The organism is Terrabacter sp. 2RAF25 (assembly GCF_052115265.1).
In the GTDB taxonomy this organism is placed as follows: Bacteria; Actinomycetota; Actinomycetes; order Actinomycetales; family Dermatophilaceae; genus Terrabacter.
Window position 1 is genome coordinate 166,430 of the sequence record NZ_JBFRGJ010000001.1, and the last position, 15,928, is coordinate 182,357.

Sequence of the window (15,928 nt, forward strand, 5' to 3'; positions counted from 1 at the left end):
GGCCTTTCGCTGGTGTAGGGGAGTGGCTGGGAGTTCAGCGGGCGAGGAGCTGGCGCGAGATGACGAGTCGCTGGATCTGGTTGGTGCCCTCGAAGATCTGGGTCACCTTGGCCTCGCGCATGTAGCGCTCGAGCGGGAAGTCCTCGGTGTAGCCGGCGCCGCCGAGCACTTGGACGGCGTCGGTCGTCACCTTCATCGCGGCGTCGGTGGCGACGAGCTTGGCGACGGCCGCCTCCTTGCTGAAACCGCGGCCGGCGTCCTTGAGGCGGGCGGCGTGGAGGTAGGTGGCGCGGGCGGAGGTGACGGAGGCCTCCATGTCGGCGAGCAGGAACGCAAGGCCCTGGAAGTCGCCGATGCGGCGGCCGAACTGCTGGCGCTCCGACGCGTACTCGGCGGCGGCGTCGAGCGCCGCCTGCGCTAGTCCGGTGGCCGCTGCGGCGATGCCGAGGCGACCGGCGTCGAGGGCCGACAGGGCCATCTTCATGCCGTCGCCCTCGTTGCCGATGAGCCGAGCGCCGTCAACGGGGACGGCGTCGAACATGACCTGCGCGACCGGGTCGCAGTGCAGGCCCATCTTCTTCTCCGGCGTGGCGAAGGTGAGCCCCGGGGCGTCGGCCGGCACGACGAAGGTCGACAGCCCCTTGCCGCCCTCGTCGGAGGTGCGGGCGAAGGTCGTGTAGTAGTCGGCGTGGCCCGCGTGCGAGATCCAGGCCTTGGTGCCCTTGAGCGACCAGCCGTCGTCGGTGCGCGTCGCCCGGGTCGTCATCGAGGCGATGTCGGAGCCGGCGAGAGGCTCGGACAGGCAGTAGGCCCCCAGCTGCTCGCCCGAGAGCATGCCGGGCAGGAGGGCCTGCTGCTGCTCGGGCGTGCCGAACGTCGCCACGGGGTATGCCGTGAGGCTGTGCACGCTGACACCCACCGCGACGCTCATCCAGACCGACGCGATCTCCTCGACGACCTGGAGGTACACCTCGTAGGGCTGGTCCGCACCACCGAACTCCTCGGGGTAGGGCAGTGACAGGAGGCCGGAGCGGCCGAGGGTGCGGAAGGTCTCCTCGGGGAAGACCCGGGCCCGTTCGGCGTCGTCCACCGTCGGCGCGAGGTCCTTGCGGCAGATCTCGCGGGTGAGCTCGATGAGGTCGGTGGCTTCGTCGGTAGGCATCAGCCTCGTCGCTGGCATGGCCTAGATACTAGGACGTCCGAGCATTTCGTCCAAAGTGTGAGACAGGGACAGGAGCGCGCCGGCCGGCACGCGTCATCGGAAACCGCAGGACGGGGACACCCCCGCGGACCTACTGTCGAGGCGTGCTCACGCTGCTGCGGCACCCGCTGCGCGAGACCCCGGCGAGGCCGACCTTCTACGTGCTGACCGCGGTCGCGGCCTTCGCGTATGCCGCCTGCTTCACCCTGAACCTCGTCTTCCAGTACCGCGTGGTCGGGCTCGACCCGTTCCAGATGGTGCTCGTCGGGACCGTGCTGGAGGCGACCTGCTTCGTGTTCGAGGTGCCGACTGGCATCGTCGCGGACCTGTGGAGCCGGCGGGTGTCGGTGATCATCGGCTTCCTGCTCGTCGGGGTGGGCTTCGCCGTCGAGGGTGTGCTCGCCACGTTCGTCGCGGCGCTCGTGGGCAACGTCATCTGGGGCATCGGCTACACCTTCACGTCGGGCGCACTGCAGGCGTGGATCACCGACGAGGTGGGGGAGGAGGCCGTGCCGGAGGTGTTCACCCGCGAGACCCAGCTGGACCTGGCGTTCGGCTTCGTCGGCACGCTGGCCGCGGGCGCGCTCGGCCTCGTCTCGCTCCGCGTGCCGATCGTCGTCGCCGGCGTCACCCTCGTGCTCCTCGCCGTCGGCCTGCTGCTCACGATGCCCGAACGCAACTTCCAGCCGACACCGCGGGGAGAGCGAGAGACCTTCGGGCACATGCGAGACCAGCTGGTGTCCGGTGTGCGGATCGCCCGTGGCCGCAAGGTGGTTCGCGTGTTCCTGTTCGTCAGTCTGCTCGTCGGGCTGTCGAGCGAGGTCTTCGACCGGCTGTGGCAGGTGCGGGTGCTCGACACCTTCGCCATGCCAGAGGTCTTCGGCGGCGACGAGGCCGTGGCCTTCACCGCCTTCGCCCTGGTCGGGTCCCTGGTCTCGCTCCTGGCGTCGTTCGCGAGCAGTCGCTGGCTGCCCCGACGCGTCGTCGACGACAACCCCGGGCTGCCGGTCGCCCTCGCTGCCGTCGCGCAGGTGGTGGCCGTCGTCGGCGTCGCCCTCCTCGGGAGCCTGTGGCTGGTGCTCGCCGCTCTCTGGCTGCACAACGCGAGCCGCGCCTTCGCCGGCCCGATCGAGGCGACCTGGCTCAACCGCAACCTCGACTCCTCCACGCGGGCGACGGTGCTCTCGATGAACAGCCAGGCCAACGCCATCGGGCAGGTCGCGGGGGGTCCTCCGCTGGGCGCCCTCGCGGCTCGCACCTCGATCCCTGTCGCCCTCGTCGTCGCGGCAGTGGTCCAGCTGCCGTCGATCGCAGCCTTCTTCCGCGTGCGGCGCCTTGCCGGCAGGCCCGACCCGGCGGTGGACCCGGCGGAGCTTCAGCGAGGGTAGGTGCGCACTTCGGTGGCCTTCACCGCGGCCCAGACCTGCTGGCCGACCTGAAGGCCGAGCGCGGTCACGGACTCGAGGGTCACCTCGGCCGTGAGGGGGAGCGCGCCGACGAGGCCGACGCGCGCCGACTGGCCCTGGACCGTCACCGACGCCACCGTCAGGGGCCACGTGTTGCGCGGTGAGCCCTCCGGCTGATGGAGGTGCACCGACACTGCGCTGGGTGGGATCGTCGCCCAGACGCGCCCCTCGGTCGGGCTCGTGGTGACGACGACCCCACCGCCGTCGGTGGTCACGTGGCCCTGCGAGTCGCCTTCTCCCGCATACAGGTTGAGTCCAACGACGGTGGCCACGTAGGGACTGCGCGGTTCGCCGAGCACCTCGGCCGGCGTGCCCGACTGGGTGACGCGGCCGCCTTCGACGAAGACCAGGTGGTCGGCGAGGGTGAGCGCGTCGAGGGGGTCGTGGGTGACGAGCACCGTGACGCCGCCGTATGCCGTCAGGCGGGTCGCGAGGTCGCTGCGGGTTCGTGCCCTGGTGTCGGGGTCGAGAGCGGCGAGCGGCTCGTCGAGGAGGAGGAGCGACGGGTCGGTCGCGAGTGCGCGGGCGAGGGCGACGCGGGCCTGTTGGCCGGACGACAGCTCGCGCGGGTGGGAGGACGCGCGGTCGCCCAGCCCGACCCGGTCGAGCTCGTCGCGCGCGCGCAGGCGGGCCCGCTGGCGGTCGACGCCGCGGCTGCGTGGACCGTAGGCGACGTTGTCGAGTGCCGACAGGTGCGGGAAGAGCAGGCTGTCGGCGAGCATCAGCCCGACGGTGCGCTGCTCGGGCGGCAGGGCGTGACGACCGTCGTCCCAGAGCCGCCCGTCCACCCGGACGTGCCCCTCGGCGATGGCCAGCACGCCGGCGAGGGCCAGCACGGCCGTCGTCTTGCCGCCGCCGTTGGGGCCGAGCACGCCGATGACCTGACCGGGCTCGGCCCGCAGCGCAACGTCGACCTCGATCGCCCCGCGAGACAGCCGGACTCGCGCGTCCAGGCTCATCGCAGCCACCGCCCGCGCAGGATGCCGAGCACGAGCACGCTGACGGCCAGCAGCATGATCGAGATCGAGATCGCCACCTGCGGGTCGCGCTCGAGCTCGACGTAGACGAGGAGCGGCAGGGTCTGCGTGCGGCCCTGGAAGTTGCCGGCGAAGGTGATCGTCGCGCCGAACTCACCGAGCGCCCGGGCCCACGCGAGGGCGAGCCCGCTCGCGATGCCGGGCAGCACGAGCGGGATCCCCACCGTGCGCAGGTAGCGCAGGTCGGTCGCCCCCAGCGTGCGCGCGACCGACTCGAGGCGCGGGTCGAGACCTCGCATCGCGCCCTCGACGGCGAGCACGTAGTAGGGCATCGCGACGAAGGTCTCGGCGAGCACGACGGCCACGGTCGTGAACGGGATCTGCACGCCCAACGGCGCGAGGTGCTGCCCGATCAACCCGTTGCGGCCCCACGTCATGAGCAGGGCGACGCCACCGACGACTGGCGGCAGCACGAGCGGCACCGTGAGCAGAGCCCGCACCCAGCTCGTCGCCCGGCGGTCGGAACGGGCGAGGAACCACGCCAGGGGAGTGCCGAGCAACAAGCACAGCACCGCCGTCGACGTCGTCGTGGTGAGCGAGAGCCGAAGTGCCGGAAGGACGCTCGGCGCGGCGAGATCCCCTGGGATGCGCGCCCAGTCGGCGCGCAGCAGCAGGGCGACCAGGGGCACGACGAGCAGCAGCAGCGCCAGCCCCGCGGGGACGCCGAGAGCGACCCGCGTGCGCCACCGGCCGGCATACCTCATGTCACGGCATCCTTCCGGGCGCCGAGGCCCACGCGGGTCAGGGCGCGCCGAGGCCGAACGACTGCACCGTGGCCAGGCCCTTGGCGCCGAGCGCGTAGGCGACGAAGGCCTTCGTGGCCGCGTCGTCGGCGAGCGTGATGACCGGGTAGGACAGCCTGCTGTTGACGTCGGCGGGGATCTCGACGCCCTTGACGGCATCCTTCGCGGCGACGACGTCGGAGTGGTAGACGACGGCCGCGTCGGCCTCGCCGAGCTTGACCTTCGCGAGGGTGGCCTTGACGTCGACCTCCTTGCTCACGACGTTCGGCGTGATGCCGGCCTTCGTCAGGGTCGTCTGCGCGGCCTTGCCGCACGGCACGGTGTCGGCGCACAGAACCACCTTGACCGACGGCTTGGCGAGGTCGTTGATCGACGCCACGCCGGCGGGGTTGCTCGGCGGCACGGCGATCTCGAGCACGTTGGTCGCGAAGTTCTTCGTGTCCTTGACGAGGCTCTTGTCGAGCGGCTCGGCCGCTGCGGTGCCGGCGAGGGCGATGACCTGGGCCGGGGCTCCGTTGTTGACCTGCTGCACGAGCGTGCTGCTCGAGCCGTAGGACGTCTCGACGGTCACACCGGGGTTGGCCGCCTCGAAGTCCTTCTTGAGCTGGTCGAAGGACTCGGTGAGGGAGGCGGCGGCAAGCACCGTGACGGTGCCCTGCAGGCCCTGACTCCGGGCCGCCGAGGCACCGGAGCTCCCCGGCTGCCCGCTGCCGTCGGCGGAGCTGGTGGGGCTGGTGCTGCCGCAGGCGGCGAGCAGCAGGGTGGCGAGCGCCGCAGCGGCGCCGGCGGCGAGAGGGCGCCGGGGACGCGAGGGTGCGGTCGTGCTCATACGGGGACCTCCACGACCACGTGGGTCGACTTGACGCTGGCGACGGCCACGCAGCCGACCTCGAGGGCGAGGTCGTCGACCGACTCGCTCGAGAGCAGCGAGACGATGCGGAACGGGCCGCACTGCAGCTCGACCTTGGCCATCACGGTGTCCTTCGTGATGGCCGTGACGATGCCCCGCATCCGGTTGCGGGCGGATGCGCCGCCGATGGCCCCGACCGCGGCCGGGTGGGCGAGCTCCTGGGCGACGGCGGCCAGCTGGGCGCCGTCGACGGTGCGGCGGCCGGCCTCGTCGGTGGCGCCGTCGAGCCGGCCGGAGTCGACCATGCGACGCACGGTGTCGTCGGAGACGCCGAGCAGCGCGGCAGCCTCGGTGATGCGCAGGTGCGGCATGAACGCCACTCTACACACGCATCTGCGGCCAGATGTATGGCGGATCGCTCTGTCGATGCTCTCTCGGTGCTCTCTCGATGGGCTTGGGGGTTGACAGGAAAGAGATGGTGATCTGTAATCAAGCCATCGATTGATCAAGGAGTTGGTTGACAATGATTCTTGCGCCGGTGTCGGATGCCGACCTCGACCGCGCCTTCGCGGCCCTTGCCGACCCCGTCCGGCGCGCGATCATCGCCCGCCTCAGCCGAGGCGCAGCGACCGTCAACGAGCTCGCCGAACCGTTCGAGATCAGCAAGCAGGCCGTCAGCAAGCACATCCAGGTGCTCGAGCTGGCCGGCCTCGTGAGCCGCACCCGGGACGCCCAGCGCCGACCCGTCCATCTCGAGGCCGCCCGCCTCGAGGCCCTGACGGCCTGGATCGACCGCTACCGACTCCTCGCCGAGCAGCGGTTCCGCAGCCTCGACGCCCTTCTCGAACGCACCACCACGCAGGAAGCACCTCACAGCAGCACGCACGACACGAAGAAGGAGCAGCAGTCATGAGCAATCCGCTGAACATCGACGCCCCCGCAGGCAAGCCGTGGATCGACTTCACGCGCGAGTTCGACGCCCCCGTCGAGGCCGTCTGGGGCGCCCACCGCGACCCCGAGCTCGTTCGCCAGTGGCTCGGCCCACGCGGCTACGAGATGGCCATCGACCACTGGGACTTCACCTCGGGCGGCAGCTATCGCTACACCCATCGCGACGGCGACAACGTCTACGGCTTCCGGGGCACGTTCCACACGATCCGCGACAACGAGCTCGCGATCCAGACCTTCGAGTTCGAAGGTGCCCCAGACGAGGTCGCCATCGAGTTCCTGCGGTTCGTCGACCTCGGCGACGGTCGCTGCCGGCTCGAGGGCCACAGCGTCGGCCCGAGCGTCGAGGGCCGCGACATGATGGTCGAGAGCGGCATGGAGAAGGGGATGGTCGAGGGCTACGAGCAGCTCGACGAGCTCCTCGGCGTCGCGGACTCGTCCGCCACGGCCTCCACCGCCACCTCGTCGGCGCGGGCCTGAGCGCCATGGACTGGACCCTGGAGGTCGTCATCGTCCCGGTCAGCGACCTCGAGGCCGCGATCGCCTTCTACCGCGACCAGGTCGGGTTCCACCTCGACCACGACACGAAGAACGAGCACATGCACGTCGCCCAGCTGACGCCGCGCGGCTCGGGCTGCTCGATCGTCGTAGGCGACATCCCGGCGCAGCAGGAGATGGCCCCGGGCTCGCTCAAGGGCGTGCAGCTCGTCGTCGCCGATGCCGAGGCCGCTCGTGCCGAGCTCGTCGGTCGCGGCGTCGAGTGCTCCGAGGTCCAGACCATCGACCCCCGCGACGGCGGCACGTTCTTCGGGTTCGCCGACCCCGACGGCAACACCTGGGCGGTCCAGCAGATCAAGGCTCGCGCCGACAAGCCGCTGATCCCGGCCGACCACCGCGACCGCTTCGGCGAGGGCGTCGAGCTGTGACTCACCGTCGCCGGCACGACGACAGGCTCTCGTGACGACTCGAACGCKGCGTTCGCGTGCGGAATGCGAAGGTCGCCGGGCACGTGCTCGGGTTCCGCTGGTGGGCCATCGGACGGCATACTGGCGCGCATGAGCAGCGTCCCCCAGCAGCGTGTCCTCCGGACCGCGATCCCCGGCCCGCGGTCCACCGAGCTCCAGCAGCGCAAGACCGCCGCAGTGTCGGCCGGTGTGTCGACCGGCCTGCCGGTCTACGTCGAGCGGGCGGGTGGCGGGATCCTCGTCGACGTCGACGGCAACCAGCTCATCGACTTCGGCTCCGGCATCGCCGTGACGACCGTCGGCAACGCGGCGCCGCGCGTCGTCGAGCGGGTTACCGCCCAGGTCCAGGACTTCACCCACACCTGCTTCATGGTCACGCCCTACGAGGAGTACCTCGAGGTCGCCGAGGCCCTCAACGACCTCACCCCCGGCGAGCACGAGAAGCGCACCGCCCTGTTCAACTCCGGGGCCGAGGCCGTCGAGAACGCCGTCAAGGTCGCCCGGCACTTCACCGGCCGCAACGCCGTCGTCGCCTTCGACCACGCCTACCACGGCCGCACCAACCTCACGATGGCGCTCACCGCGAAGAACATGCCCTACAAGCACCGGTTCGGTCCGTTCGCCGGAGAGGTCTACCGCGCGCCGATGAGCTACCCGTTCCGCTGGCCGGGCGGCCCCGCCGACTGCGCCAAGGAGAGCTTCGACGTCTTCGTCCAGCAGGTGCACGCGCAGGTGGGGGAGGACAACCTCGCCGCCGTCATCCTCGAGCCGATCCAGGGCGAGGGCGGGTTCATCGTGCCCGCACCGGGATTCGTCAGGCAGGTCGCCGACTGGTGCCGCGACAACGGCATCGTCTTCATCGCCGACGAGGTGCAGACCGGCTTCTGCCGCACCGGCGACTGGTTCGCCAGCGAGCACGAGGACGTCGTGCCCGACATCATCACGACGGCGAAGGGCATGGCGGGCGGCCTCCCGCTCGCCGGCGTCACCGGCCGTGCCGAGATCATGGACGCCGTCCACGGCGGCGGCCTCGGCGGCACCTACGGCGGCAACCCCGTCGCGTGCGCGTCGGCGCTCGGCGCCATCGAGACGATGAAGGCCGAGGACCTCTGCGGACGCGCCAAGCAGGTCGAGGCGCTCTTCCTCCCGCGGCTCGAGGCCCTGGCTGCGCAGCACCCCCAGATCGGCGACATCCGCGGCCGCGGCGCCATGCTCGCGGTCGAGCTCGTCAACGGCGGGGGCGACCTCACCCCGAACTCTGCGCTCACCGCAGCCGTCAACAAGGCCTGCCACGCCGCCGGCCTCGTCACGCTGACGTGCGGCACCTACGGCAACGTCTTCCGGTTCCTGCCGCCTCTCGCCGCGAGCGACGAGCTGCTCTCCGAGGGCCTCGACATCTTCGAGAAGGCGTTCGCCGAGTCCGTCTGAGGCACAACGGCCCCCGAGGACGTATGCCGTCCGGTTCCCTTCCAGCGCAACGGAACCGCACGGCATACGCCCTCCAAGACGAGAGGCCCGCCCCCCACGAAGGGGGCGGGCCTCACTGCGTCACCAGGGAGGAGGCGTCAGCGCTTCCAGACCTTGATCTGCATCGAGGTGCCGAACTGCTTCTCGATGCCGATGTTGACGCCGTTGTTCGGGACCTTCACGCCGGTGGTCGCCGTCTGGGAGTACCAGAAGGTGCCGCCGTCGTTGAAGACCGGCTTGGCCGCAGCGCCCTTCACCTCGAACGCTGCACCGTTCTTGTGGAAGGTGAAGGTGTCGGACTGCTGGGTCGAGAACGGTGCGTCGTAGCCGGCGATGCGCGGACGCAGCGCCGTGCCGTCCGACAGGGCCCGCGGCTCGGGGTTCGCGTCGACCGGGAGGATGAGGCCCTCACCAGGGTGGACCCCGGTGTTGTTGTCAGCCTGCGAGGTGTCCCAGTAGCTGATGAGCAGGCCGTCCTGGTAGGGGAAGTGCTCCACCTTGCCGCCGTTGGTGTTGAGCCAGCCGAAGTTGTACGGGCCGCTCTGCAGGTAGCTGTCGAACGACGCGTAGTTCCGGTAGGAGGCGATGTAGTAGTTGTCGTACGCCGTCGACGTCGTGGCGCCGACCGACGACCAGCCGCTCGCCGTCCAGCCTTCGAGACCGCCCTCGGCTCCGGTGTCCACGAGCGTGGCACCGTTGGAGACGACCTTGACGTCGTCGACGAACCAGCCGAGCTCGGTGTAGGCCGGGTCGGTGTGGTAGCGGAAGCGCACCTGGACGGTCTTGCCCGCGTAGGCGGACAGGTCGAACGAGGCGTCCTTCCAGCCCATCTGACCCTCGGCGGGGCCGCTCCACCCGGTGACGCCGTTGCCCTCGTCGGCGCGGGTGTCCGTGCCGGGGATCGCCGTCCAGCCGGAGCCGTCGTTGACCTCCACGTAGCCGTAGTCGCAGCCGCAGTCCTCGATCGCGTAGTTCGTCGCGAAGGAGAGTGTCGACGTGCCCGCGCCGAGGGTGACCGAGCGGGCCAGCGTCGCCTCGGTGGCGCTGGTGCGACCGCCGTAGAAGTCCTTCGAGCCCGTCTTGGGGGCCACGAGCGAGGACACGACGTTCTTCTTCGGCAGCGGCACGACCACGGCCTGCTTCTTGTCGGTGTTGTACTCGTGCGGGCCGAGCATGACCTTGGTGCCCTTGGCGGTGGGCGTCACGACCTGGTAGTCGAGCCAGCCGAGGAAGAGCTTCTCCCACGCGCCGAAGTCGGATCCACGCGAGCCGATGGACTGGTCGTTCGGGCCGGCCTGGCGGCTCTGGCTCATCATCGACCACCAGTTGACGCCGTTGTCGGCGCCGGTGGCGGTGTCGTAGAGGTCGGGCAGGCCGAGGTCGTGGCCGTACTCGTGCGTGAAGACGGACATGCCGCCGTTCTCGGGCTGGATCGTGTAGTCACCGACCCACATGCCGGTGTCGGCGATGGGAGTGCCGACCTGCCCGCCGGGGCCGCCGGCAGCCGTGGCGGCGTACCAGCGGTGCGACCAGATCGCGTCCTCGCCCTGGATCGGGTCGCCGTCGGCCTGGTCGCCGCCCGCGTGCACGATCTGGAAGTGGTCGATGAAGCCGTCGGGCTCGTTGAAGTTGCCGTCGCCGTCGACGTCGTAGCGGTCCCACTGGTCGTACTGCGCCAGGTCGGCCTTGATCTGGTCGAGCGTCTTGCCGGCCGCCTTCTGGTTGGCCACCCACTGGTTGACGGCGTCGCGGACGAGGGCCCACGTGTTGTTGCAGACGTGCGAGCCGCAGACGTCGCGGCCGTAGCGGGCCTCGTTGTACTTGACCTTGACCCAGTCGGAGACCTCGCCGTCGATGCTGTAGCGACCCGAGCTCTGCCGCTCGTACCACTGCTTGACGCTCTCCTGGGCTCCGCCCTGACCGATGGGGCCACCGGCCCCGAAGTAGAGGTTCTGGAAGTACTCGCGGGTGTAGTTCGGCTGCCAGTTCGTCGAGTTGTCGAGCGAACGGTCGGGCGCGGGGATCGCGTTGTGCAGCGGGCCGTCCCACGTCGTCGGGCCGGGCGTCGCCGGGTCCGAGTCGACGTCGGGGTAGCCGGCGCTGCGGTCGTTGCCGAACTCGGCGAGGATCACGAAGATCTTGTCGGTGCCCTGGCGGCCCAGCTCGACGTACTGGTCGACCGGTCCCTGCCCCTTGTTCTTGCCCTTGCCCTTGACCTTGACGACCGTGCTCCGACCCTTCTGGACCGGCGTGGCCGTGCCGCCGAGGACCTGCTTGATCGCCTCGTCCTTGAGTGCGCGGCGCTTGTCCTCCTGTGGGTTGGGCAGGTCGTCCTTGCCCTTGGCTGCCGCGGCGTCACCGACGTGCACGTTGTTCGGGGTGGCCGTGGGGAGGGCGCCGACCATCGGGGCTCCGATGGACACCCCCATCCCTGCGGCCAGGGCGAGGCTGAGCAGCCCCAAAGATGTCCTACGCACGAAACCTCCTTGTTTCGACGGCACGGGTGGCCGTCAGTGCGTAAACACGTGCGGCCCCGATCGGGAGCGCACGCTGGGTGTGGGATGGACGGCCGGCGCCCCCGCGCACGGCCCGAGGGAGACCTAATCACCTGGGACCTACTTCGCACCAGAGGGCAAAGGGCAAAATTTCAGCAGATCCTCAGGACGTTCCGGACATCTTCCGAAGATCCAGCGGTATACGGCGCTCCTCGCAGACTCAGTCCAGCGGCGTGACGTCGGGGCGCTTGGCCTGGCGGTGGTCGCCCGACGAGCGGCCGGTCAGCCGACGGTGCACCCACGGCCCGACGTACTCCTTCGCCCACTGGGCGTTGGCCTGGAGCGTCTCCCGGCGCCCGATCGGGGGAGCGGGGTCGAGCGGCGTGGCCCAGTCGGTCTCGGCCGGCGTGTGACCGAGCGCCTCGAGCGCCGCCAGCGAGACGCGTCGGTGCCCCTCGGTCGTCATGTGGATGCGGTCCTCGGCCCACATGCGCCAGTCGCGCAGTGCGGGCAGTCCCCACTGGTCGATGACGTGGGCGCCGTTGCGCCGGGCGATGCTCCAGATGTTCGCGGTGTGGATGGCGGCCCGACCGCGGGTTGCCTTGACCAGTGGGGCATCTGCGGGATCGACGGGGGTTGCCATCAGCACGTCGGCCCCGGTCGCCCGGATGCGGGCGACGGCTGCCTCGAGCCGGGCCGCGAGCCCGTCGAGGTCGGCCTTGGGGCGGAGGATGTCGTTGCCGCCACCGACGATGCTGACGAGGTCGGGCTGCAGGGCGAGGGCATCCTCGAGCTGCGGCCCGACGACGTCGGCGAGCTTGCGGCCGCGGACCGCGAGGTTGGCGTAGCCGAAGTCCAGCCCGTCGGCGTGGGCGATCTCCGACAGGTGTGCCGCGAGCCGGTCTGCCCAGCCGGCGAACTCGCCGTCGTGGCCGAAGGTCGGATCGTCGTCGCACATGCCTTCGGTGAAGGAGTCGCCGATGGCGACGAAGCGGGTCCAGACGGTGGGTCCGGAACCGCCGGGCGTGGGCTGGGTCATGTCAGCCTCCAGTCGATGGGGGTGGCGCCCTGTTGGGCGAGCAGGTCGTTGGTGCGGCTGAACGGCCGTGACCCGAAGAATCCCGACCGTGCGGAGAGGGGCGACGGGTGTGCGGACTCGATGCGCGGCACCGTGCCGAGCATGGGTGCCAGTGACTGCGCCTGCCGCCCCCAGAGGATCGCAACCAACGGTCCTCCGCGTTCGACCAGCGCCGAGATGGCTTGTGCTGTAACGGTTTCCCAGCCCTTGCCCTGGTGGCTGGCGGAGCGCCCGGGTTGCACGGTGAGCACCCTGTTGAGGAGCATCACTCCACGGTCGAACCACGGCGTCAGGTCGCCGTTGGCCGGCGTCGCGAGGCCGAGGTCGGTGCCCAGCTCCTGGTAGATGTTCTGCAGCGAGCGTGGGACCGGCCGCACGTCCGGGGCGACGCTGAAGCTGAGGCCGACGGGATGGCCGGTCGTCGGGTAGGGGTCCTGGCCGACGACGAGGACGCGGACGTCGGGCAGCGGCAGCGAGAACGCTCGCAGCACGTGGTCGCCCGCCGGCAGGTAGCCACGGCCGGCGGCCACCTCGGCGCGGAGGAACTCACCCAGCTCGGTGATCGTGTCGGCGACCGGCTCGAGGGCGGGTGCCCACGTCGGGTGGACGAGCTCGGAAAGGGGTCGCGCCGGCACGGCCACACGCTACCCCTGCCGTCCGTGCGACAGAATCGACCCCGATGAACCACTCGCTGCGCGGCCCCGCCCTCGTCGACGACGTCGTGCTGCCCGACGTGCTCGTGCGCGTCGAGGGGGAGCGCATCGCCGCGGTCACTCCCCTCGATCCCGGCACGGAGCCGCCCGGCGTCGCCCACGCGGCCGAGCGGGTGGGCGGGACGATGCTGCCGGCATACGTCGACATCCACTGCCACGGCGGCGGCGGGTCGGCGTTCACCGACCTCAGCGACGAGGCGGCCGCCGCCGCGGCCCGCCACCACCACGCGCACGGCTCGACGAGCCTGCTCGCGAGCCTCGTCACGATGACGCCGCGCGAGCTGGAGCGCGGGGTCGCGATGCTCGCGGAGCTCTGCGACGACGGTCTGGTCGACGGCATCCACCTCGAGGGCCCGTGGCTGGCCGAGGCGCGCTGCGGGGCGCACGACCCGACCCTCCTGCGCGACCCGTCGCTCGCAGAGGTCGAGCGCCTCCTCGAGCTCGGTCGGGGGCACGTCCGGCAGGTCACCCTCGCCCCCGAGCGTGACCATGGGCTCGACCTCGTGCGCTGGCTCGCGTCGGGCGGCGTCCATGCCGCCATCGGCCACACGACCGCCGCCTACGCGACGGTCGAGGCGGCAGTCGCGGCCGGTGCCGACATCGCGACCCACCTGTTCAACGGCATGGACCCGTGGCACCACCGCGAGCCGGGCGCCGTTGCGGCACTGCTGCGTTCGGCTGCCCGGGGTCACGTCACGGTCGAGCTCATCGCCGACGGGGCCCACCTGTCCGACGACACGGTGCGCACGGTGCTCGACCTCGTCGGGGCCGACCACGTCGCCTTCGTCTCCGACGCGATGGCGGCCGCTGGGGTGGGGGACGGCGCGTACGTCCTCGGTGGGCTCTCCGTCGTCGTCGAGCGCGGCGTCGCGCGACTGCGCAGCGACCCCGACGGCACCGCACCCGGCTCGATCGCCGGCGGCACGAGCCACGTCGGCGACATCGTCGCGCGCGCCGTCGGCGCCGGCATCCCGCTGCCGTATGCCGTCCGCCCGGCCACGCGCACGCCGGCCCGCGCGCTCGGGCTGGCCGACCGTGGCTCGCTCGCGGCGGGGTCGCGCGCCGACGTCGTGGTCGTCGACGACGCGGCCCGCACGACGAGGGTCATGCGCCGGGGCGCCTGGCTGGCCTGAGCGTCAGCGCCGCCGGAGCACGGCGAGCTGGCCCGCGGAGTGGATGAGGGGGCTGTTGTAGGTGCCCATCAGCTCGAAGCCGCGACGTTCGAACATCGCGATGATGCGCGCGGACGTGACCGGGTCGACGACGCCGATGCCGTCACCGGTCTTCACCGGCTTGCCGAGCCGCGAGTTGAGAGACACGGCCCACCGGACCCCACGCGCAACGACGAGGTCGACGTAGTTCTCGACGACGTCGGGCTCCATCTCCTGGAAGGAGAAGGAGTTCACGAAGACGTCGAACTCGCCCGTCAGGTCGGGCAGTCGGTAGTTGGGCAGGACGGCCGAGCCCTCGGGCTCAATGGGGCCGGACGATGCGACGCGCTCGTCGTAGACGGAGACCCGGTCACCGAAGAGCTCGCGCAGGTACCAGGACGCGACGGTGAGCAGGGGCGGGATGTCGACGTCGACGTAGACGGCCTCGGGGTCGCGTGACAGGAGGAACTCGCCGAGCACGCCGAAGCCGCCGCCGATCTCGAGGAACCGCTTCGGCGGGGCGTCGACGTGCATCGAGAGGGCCGCCATGCAGAGGCCGTAGTTGAGGTAGGGCCGGGTCCAGCCGTGCTCGGCGTTGGTGAAGCGGTAGTACTGGAACGGCGTGCCCACCTTCGACTCACCGAGGCCGTTGAGGTCGCACGGCCAGCTCGACTGGTTCCACGCCAGGCGCAGCGCGTCGAAGTCGCGCCGTGCCTCGTGCGTGGCGGCGAGGGCCGATCGGATCCAGCCGGGCTGGGCGTCGGGGAGGGCGGACTGCACCGTCGCGAGCACCTTGTCGATGACGGCATACGTGAAGCCGACGCCGTAGCGCGGGTAGAACCACCAGGCGGCCGTCGGCCATGACTTGAACGACTCGAGACCACGGGTCTCCATGTCGGCCAGCAGCGCGTCGAGGCCCGGGCCCCAGAAGCTCGTCGGGCGGTAGAGGGCGTCCGTGTCGCGCAGCTCGTCGAGCGAACGCTGCGTCATGGCGGACCAGTCGACGGTGGTGGCTTCAGTCATGGGATGCATGTTGCCGGTCCCGGGCGGTGGATGGGCAGAGGACGAGCGGGAATGTCCGGACCGACCGCATTCGAGCGTCGTCCGCCCGGCATCCGGCCGACTCCTCGCGTCGCCACGTGGCTGCCCTAGGCTCACCCGGTGACGTCTCCTCGCTGGTCCACCGCCGTCTTCGACCTCGACGGCACGCTCGCCGACACGATCAACCTCATCGTCGAGTCGTACCAGTACGCGTTCCGCACCGTGATCGGTCGCGAGGAGGATCCCGACGTCATCCGCTCGTGGATCGGGCGGCCCCTCATCGGCGCGTTCCGCGACCACTCGCCCGAGCACGCCGACGAGCTCTACGCGACCTACCTGCAGTGGAACTCCGACAACACCGAGCGGCTCATCCGCGGCTACGACGGTGTCGTGGCCGTGCTCGCCGACCTGCGGGCGGCGGGCGTGGGCGTCGGCGTGGCCACCTCGAAGCGCCGCGAGTCGGCGCAGCAGGCCATGGACATCCTCGGCATCACCGAGCACGTCGAGGTGCTCGTGGCGATGGAGGACACCGAGCGCCACAAGCCCGACCCGACGCCGCTGCTGCTCGCCCTCGACCGGATGGGGCGCAGCGCCAACGGCGCCGTCTACGTCGGAGACGCCGTCGTCGACGTGCTCGCGGGCAAGGCCGCGGGCATGGACACGGTCGCAGTCACGTGGGGTGCCGGACTGCCCGAGCTGCTCGAGTCGGTGCGCCCCTCAGCGGTCGTCTCCAACGCCGACGAGCTGCGCTCCACGCTCATCGGCTGACGCCC

Annotated in this window: 16 protein-coding genes; 7 read left to right on the top strand and 9 right to left on the bottom strand. The window is 70.9% G+C overall.

The genetic code is table 11. The features are described from left to right. Window positions 1–34: 34 nt before the first annotated feature. Window positions 35–1,180: an acyl-CoA dehydrogenase family protein gene (locus AB4091_RS00780; RefSeq protein ID WP_442289824.1), complete on the bottom strand. Its 1,146-nt coding sequence runs from the start codon at window positions 1,178–1,180 to the stop codon at window positions 35–37. Window positions 1,181–1,305: 125 nt separating this feature from the next. Between AB4091_RS00780 and AB4091_RS00785 the strand changes: the two genes are divergently transcribed. Continuing rightward, complete coding sequence (locus tag AB4091_RS00785) at window positions 1,306–2,589, top strand: MFS transporter (RefSeq protein WP_442289825.1); 1,284 nt, start codon at window positions 1,306–1,308, stop codon at window positions 2,587–2,589. Here the strand turns inward: AB4091_RS00785 and AB4091_RS00790 are convergent. The 4 genes from AB4091_RS00790 to AB4091_RS00805 are packed head-to-tail and all read right to left on the bottom strand — an operon-like array spanning window position 2,577 to window position 5,668. Beyond that, window positions 2,577–3,626, bottom strand: coding sequence for an ABC transporter ATP-binding protein (locus AB4091_RS00790; protein ID WP_442289826.1), 1,050 nt, complete (start codon window positions 3,624–3,626; stop codon window positions 2,577–2,579). The two genes, AB4091_RS00785 and AB4091_RS00790, sit on opposite strands and share 13 nt — an antisense overlap. Beyond that, complete coding sequence (locus AB4091_RS00795) at window positions 3,623–4,408, bottom strand: ABC transporter permease (RefSeq protein ID WP_442289827.1); 786 nt, start codon at window positions 4,406–4,408, stop codon at window positions 3,623–3,625. The genes AB4091_RS00790 and AB4091_RS00795 overlap by 4 nt, the downstream gene beginning before the upstream one ends. 37 nt (window positions 4,409–4,445) lie before the next feature. Further along, the gene (modA, locus tag AB4091_RS00800) at window positions 4,446–5,276 is read right to left on the bottom strand and encodes a molybdate ABC transporter substrate-binding protein (RefSeq protein ID WP_442289828.1); all 831 of its coding nucleotides are present in this window, start codon (window positions 5,274–5,276) and stop codon (window positions 4,446–4,448) included. Next, window positions 5,273–5,668 carry a TOBE domain-containing protein gene (locus AB4091_RS00805; protein ID WP_442289829.1) on the bottom strand — a complete coding sequence of 132 codons (396 nt, stop codon included), beginning with the start codon at window positions 5,666–5,668 and terminating at the stop codon, window positions 5,273–5,275. The genes modA and AB4091_RS00805 overlap by 4 nt, the downstream gene beginning before the upstream one ends. A gap of 152 nt (window positions 5,669–5,820) precedes the next feature. On the opposite strand from AB4091_RS00805, the gene AB4091_RS00810 reads away from it, so the two are divergent. From AB4091_RS00810 to gabT, 4 genes are all read left to right on the top strand, one after another. Further along, window positions 5,821–6,210, top strand: coding sequence for an ArsR/SmtB family transcription factor (locus AB4091_RS00810; protein ID WP_442289830.1), 390 nt, complete (start codon window positions 5,821–5,823; stop codon window positions 6,208–6,210). Then, window positions 6,207–6,725 (top strand): SRPBCC family protein, encoded by a 519-nt coding sequence (locus AB4091_RS00815; RefSeq protein WP_442289831.1) that lies wholly within the window; start codon window positions 6,207–6,209, stop codon window positions 6,723–6,725. The genes AB4091_RS00810 and AB4091_RS00815 overlap by 4 nt, the downstream gene beginning before the upstream one ends. A gap of 5 nt (window positions 6,726–6,730) precedes the next feature. Then, complete coding sequence (locus AB4091_RS00820; protein ID WP_442289832.1) at window positions 6,731–7,171, top strand: VOC family protein; 441 nt, start codon at window positions 6,731–6,733, stop codon at window positions 7,169–7,171. Window positions 7,172–7,300: 129 nt separating this feature from the next. Further along, the gene (gene gabT / locus AB4091_RS00825) at window positions 7,301–8,638 is read left to right on the top strand and encodes a 4-aminobutyrate--2-oxoglutarate transaminase (protein ID WP_442289833.1); all 1,338 of its coding nucleotides are present in this window, start codon (window positions 7,301–7,303) and stop codon (window positions 8,636–8,638) included. A gap of 137 nt (window positions 8,639–8,775) precedes the next feature. Here gabT and AB4091_RS00830 read toward each other — a convergent pair whose 3' ends face one another. From AB4091_RS00830 to AB4091_RS00840, 3 genes are all read right to left on the bottom strand, one after another. Beyond that, window positions 8,776–11,154, bottom strand: a complete 2,379-nt coding sequence (locus AB4091_RS00830) for an immune inhibitor A domain-containing protein (RefSeq protein WP_442289834.1) — start codon at window positions 11,152–11,154, stop codon at window positions 8,776–8,778. Window positions 11,155–11,392: 238 nt separating this feature from the next. Continuing rightward, window positions 11,393–12,211: an SGNH/GDSL hydrolase family protein gene (locus tag AB4091_RS00835; RefSeq protein ID WP_442289835.1), complete on the bottom strand. Its 819-nt coding sequence runs from the start codon at window positions 12,209–12,211 to the stop codon at window positions 11,393–11,395. Then, on the bottom strand, window positions 12,208–12,885 hold the full coding sequence (locus AB4091_RS00840; RefSeq protein ID WP_442289836.1) for a uracil-DNA glycosylase: 678 nt from the start codon (window positions 12,883–12,885) through the stop codon (window positions 12,208–12,210). The genes AB4091_RS00835 and AB4091_RS00840 overlap by 4 nt, the downstream gene beginning before the upstream one ends. 44 nt (window positions 12,886–12,929) lie before the next feature. On the opposite strand from AB4091_RS00840, the gene AB4091_RS00845 reads away from it, so the two are divergent. Beyond that, complete coding sequence (locus AB4091_RS00845) at window positions 12,930–14,096, top strand: N-acetylglucosamine-6-phosphate deacetylase (RefSeq protein ID WP_442289837.1); 1,167 nt, start codon at window positions 12,930–12,932, stop codon at window positions 14,094–14,096. A gap of 3 nt (window positions 14,097–14,099) precedes the next feature. Here AB4091_RS00845 and AB4091_RS00850 read toward each other — a convergent pair whose 3' ends face one another. After that, entirely contained in the window at window positions 14,100–15,137 is a 1,038-nt protein-coding gene (locus tag AB4091_RS00850; protein WP_442289838.1) for a putative sugar O-methyltransferase, read from the bottom strand. 138 nt (window positions 15,138–15,275) lie between these two features. Between AB4091_RS00850 and AB4091_RS00855 the strand changes: the two genes are divergently transcribed. Further along, window positions 15,276–15,923: an HAD family hydrolase gene (locus AB4091_RS00855; RefSeq protein ID WP_442289839.1), complete on the top strand. Its 648-nt coding sequence runs from the start codon at window positions 15,276–15,278 to the stop codon at window positions 15,921–15,923. Window positions 15,924–15,928: the final 5 nt, after the last annotated feature.

What these genes read in the sequence shown, in the direction of transcription:
- AB4091_RS00780 (WP_442289824.1), bottom strand. Translation starts at nt 1,180, where the DNA reads ATGCCAGCGACGAGGCTGATGCCTACCGACGAAGCCACCGACCTCATC.
- AB4091_RS00790 (WP_442289826.1), bottom strand. Translation starts at nt 3,626, where the DNA reads ATGAGCCTGGACGCGCGAGTCCGGCTGTCTCGCGGGGCGATCGAGGTC.
- AB4091_RS00795 (WP_442289827.1), bottom strand. Translation starts at nt 4,408, where the DNA reads ATGAGGTATGCCGGCCGGTGGCGCACGCGGGTCGCTCTCGGCGTCCCC.
- modA (WP_442289828.1), bottom strand. Translation starts at nt 5,276, where the DNA reads ATGAGCACGACCGCACCCTCGCGTCCCCGGCGCCCTCTCGCCGCCGGC.
- AB4091_RS00805 (WP_442289829.1), bottom strand. Translation starts at nt 5,668, where the DNA reads ATGCCGCACCTGCGCATCACCGAGGCTGCCGCGCTGCTCGGCGTCTCC.
- AB4091_RS00810 (WP_442289830.1), top strand. Translation starts at nt 5,821, where the DNA reads ATGATTCTTGCGCCGGTGTCGGATGCCGACCTCGACCGCGCCTTCGCG.
- AB4091_RS00815 (WP_442289831.1), top strand. Translation starts at nt 6,207, where the DNA reads ATGAGCAATCCGCTGAACATCGACGCCCCCGCAGGCAAGCCGTGGATC.
- AB4091_RS00820 (WP_442289832.1), top strand. Translation starts at nt 6,731, where the DNA reads ATGGACTGGACCCTGGAGGTCGTCATCGTCCCGGTCAGCGACCTCGAG.
- gabT (WP_442289833.1), top strand. Translation starts at nt 7,301, where the DNA reads ATGAGCAGCGTCCCCCAGCAGCGTGTCCTCCGGACCGCGATCCCCGGC.
- AB4091_RS00835 (WP_442289835.1), bottom strand. Translation starts at nt 12,211, where the DNA reads ATGACCCAGCCCACGCCCGGCGGTTCCGGACCCACCGTCTGGACCCGC.
- AB4091_RS00845 (WP_442289837.1), top strand. Translation starts at nt 12,930, where the DNA reads ATGAACCACTCGCTGCGCGGCCCCGCCCTCGTCGACGACGTCGTGCTG.
- AB4091_RS00850 (WP_442289838.1), bottom strand. Translation starts at nt 15,137, where the DNA reads ATGACTGAAGCCACCACCGTCGACTGGTCCGCCATGACGCAGCGTTCG.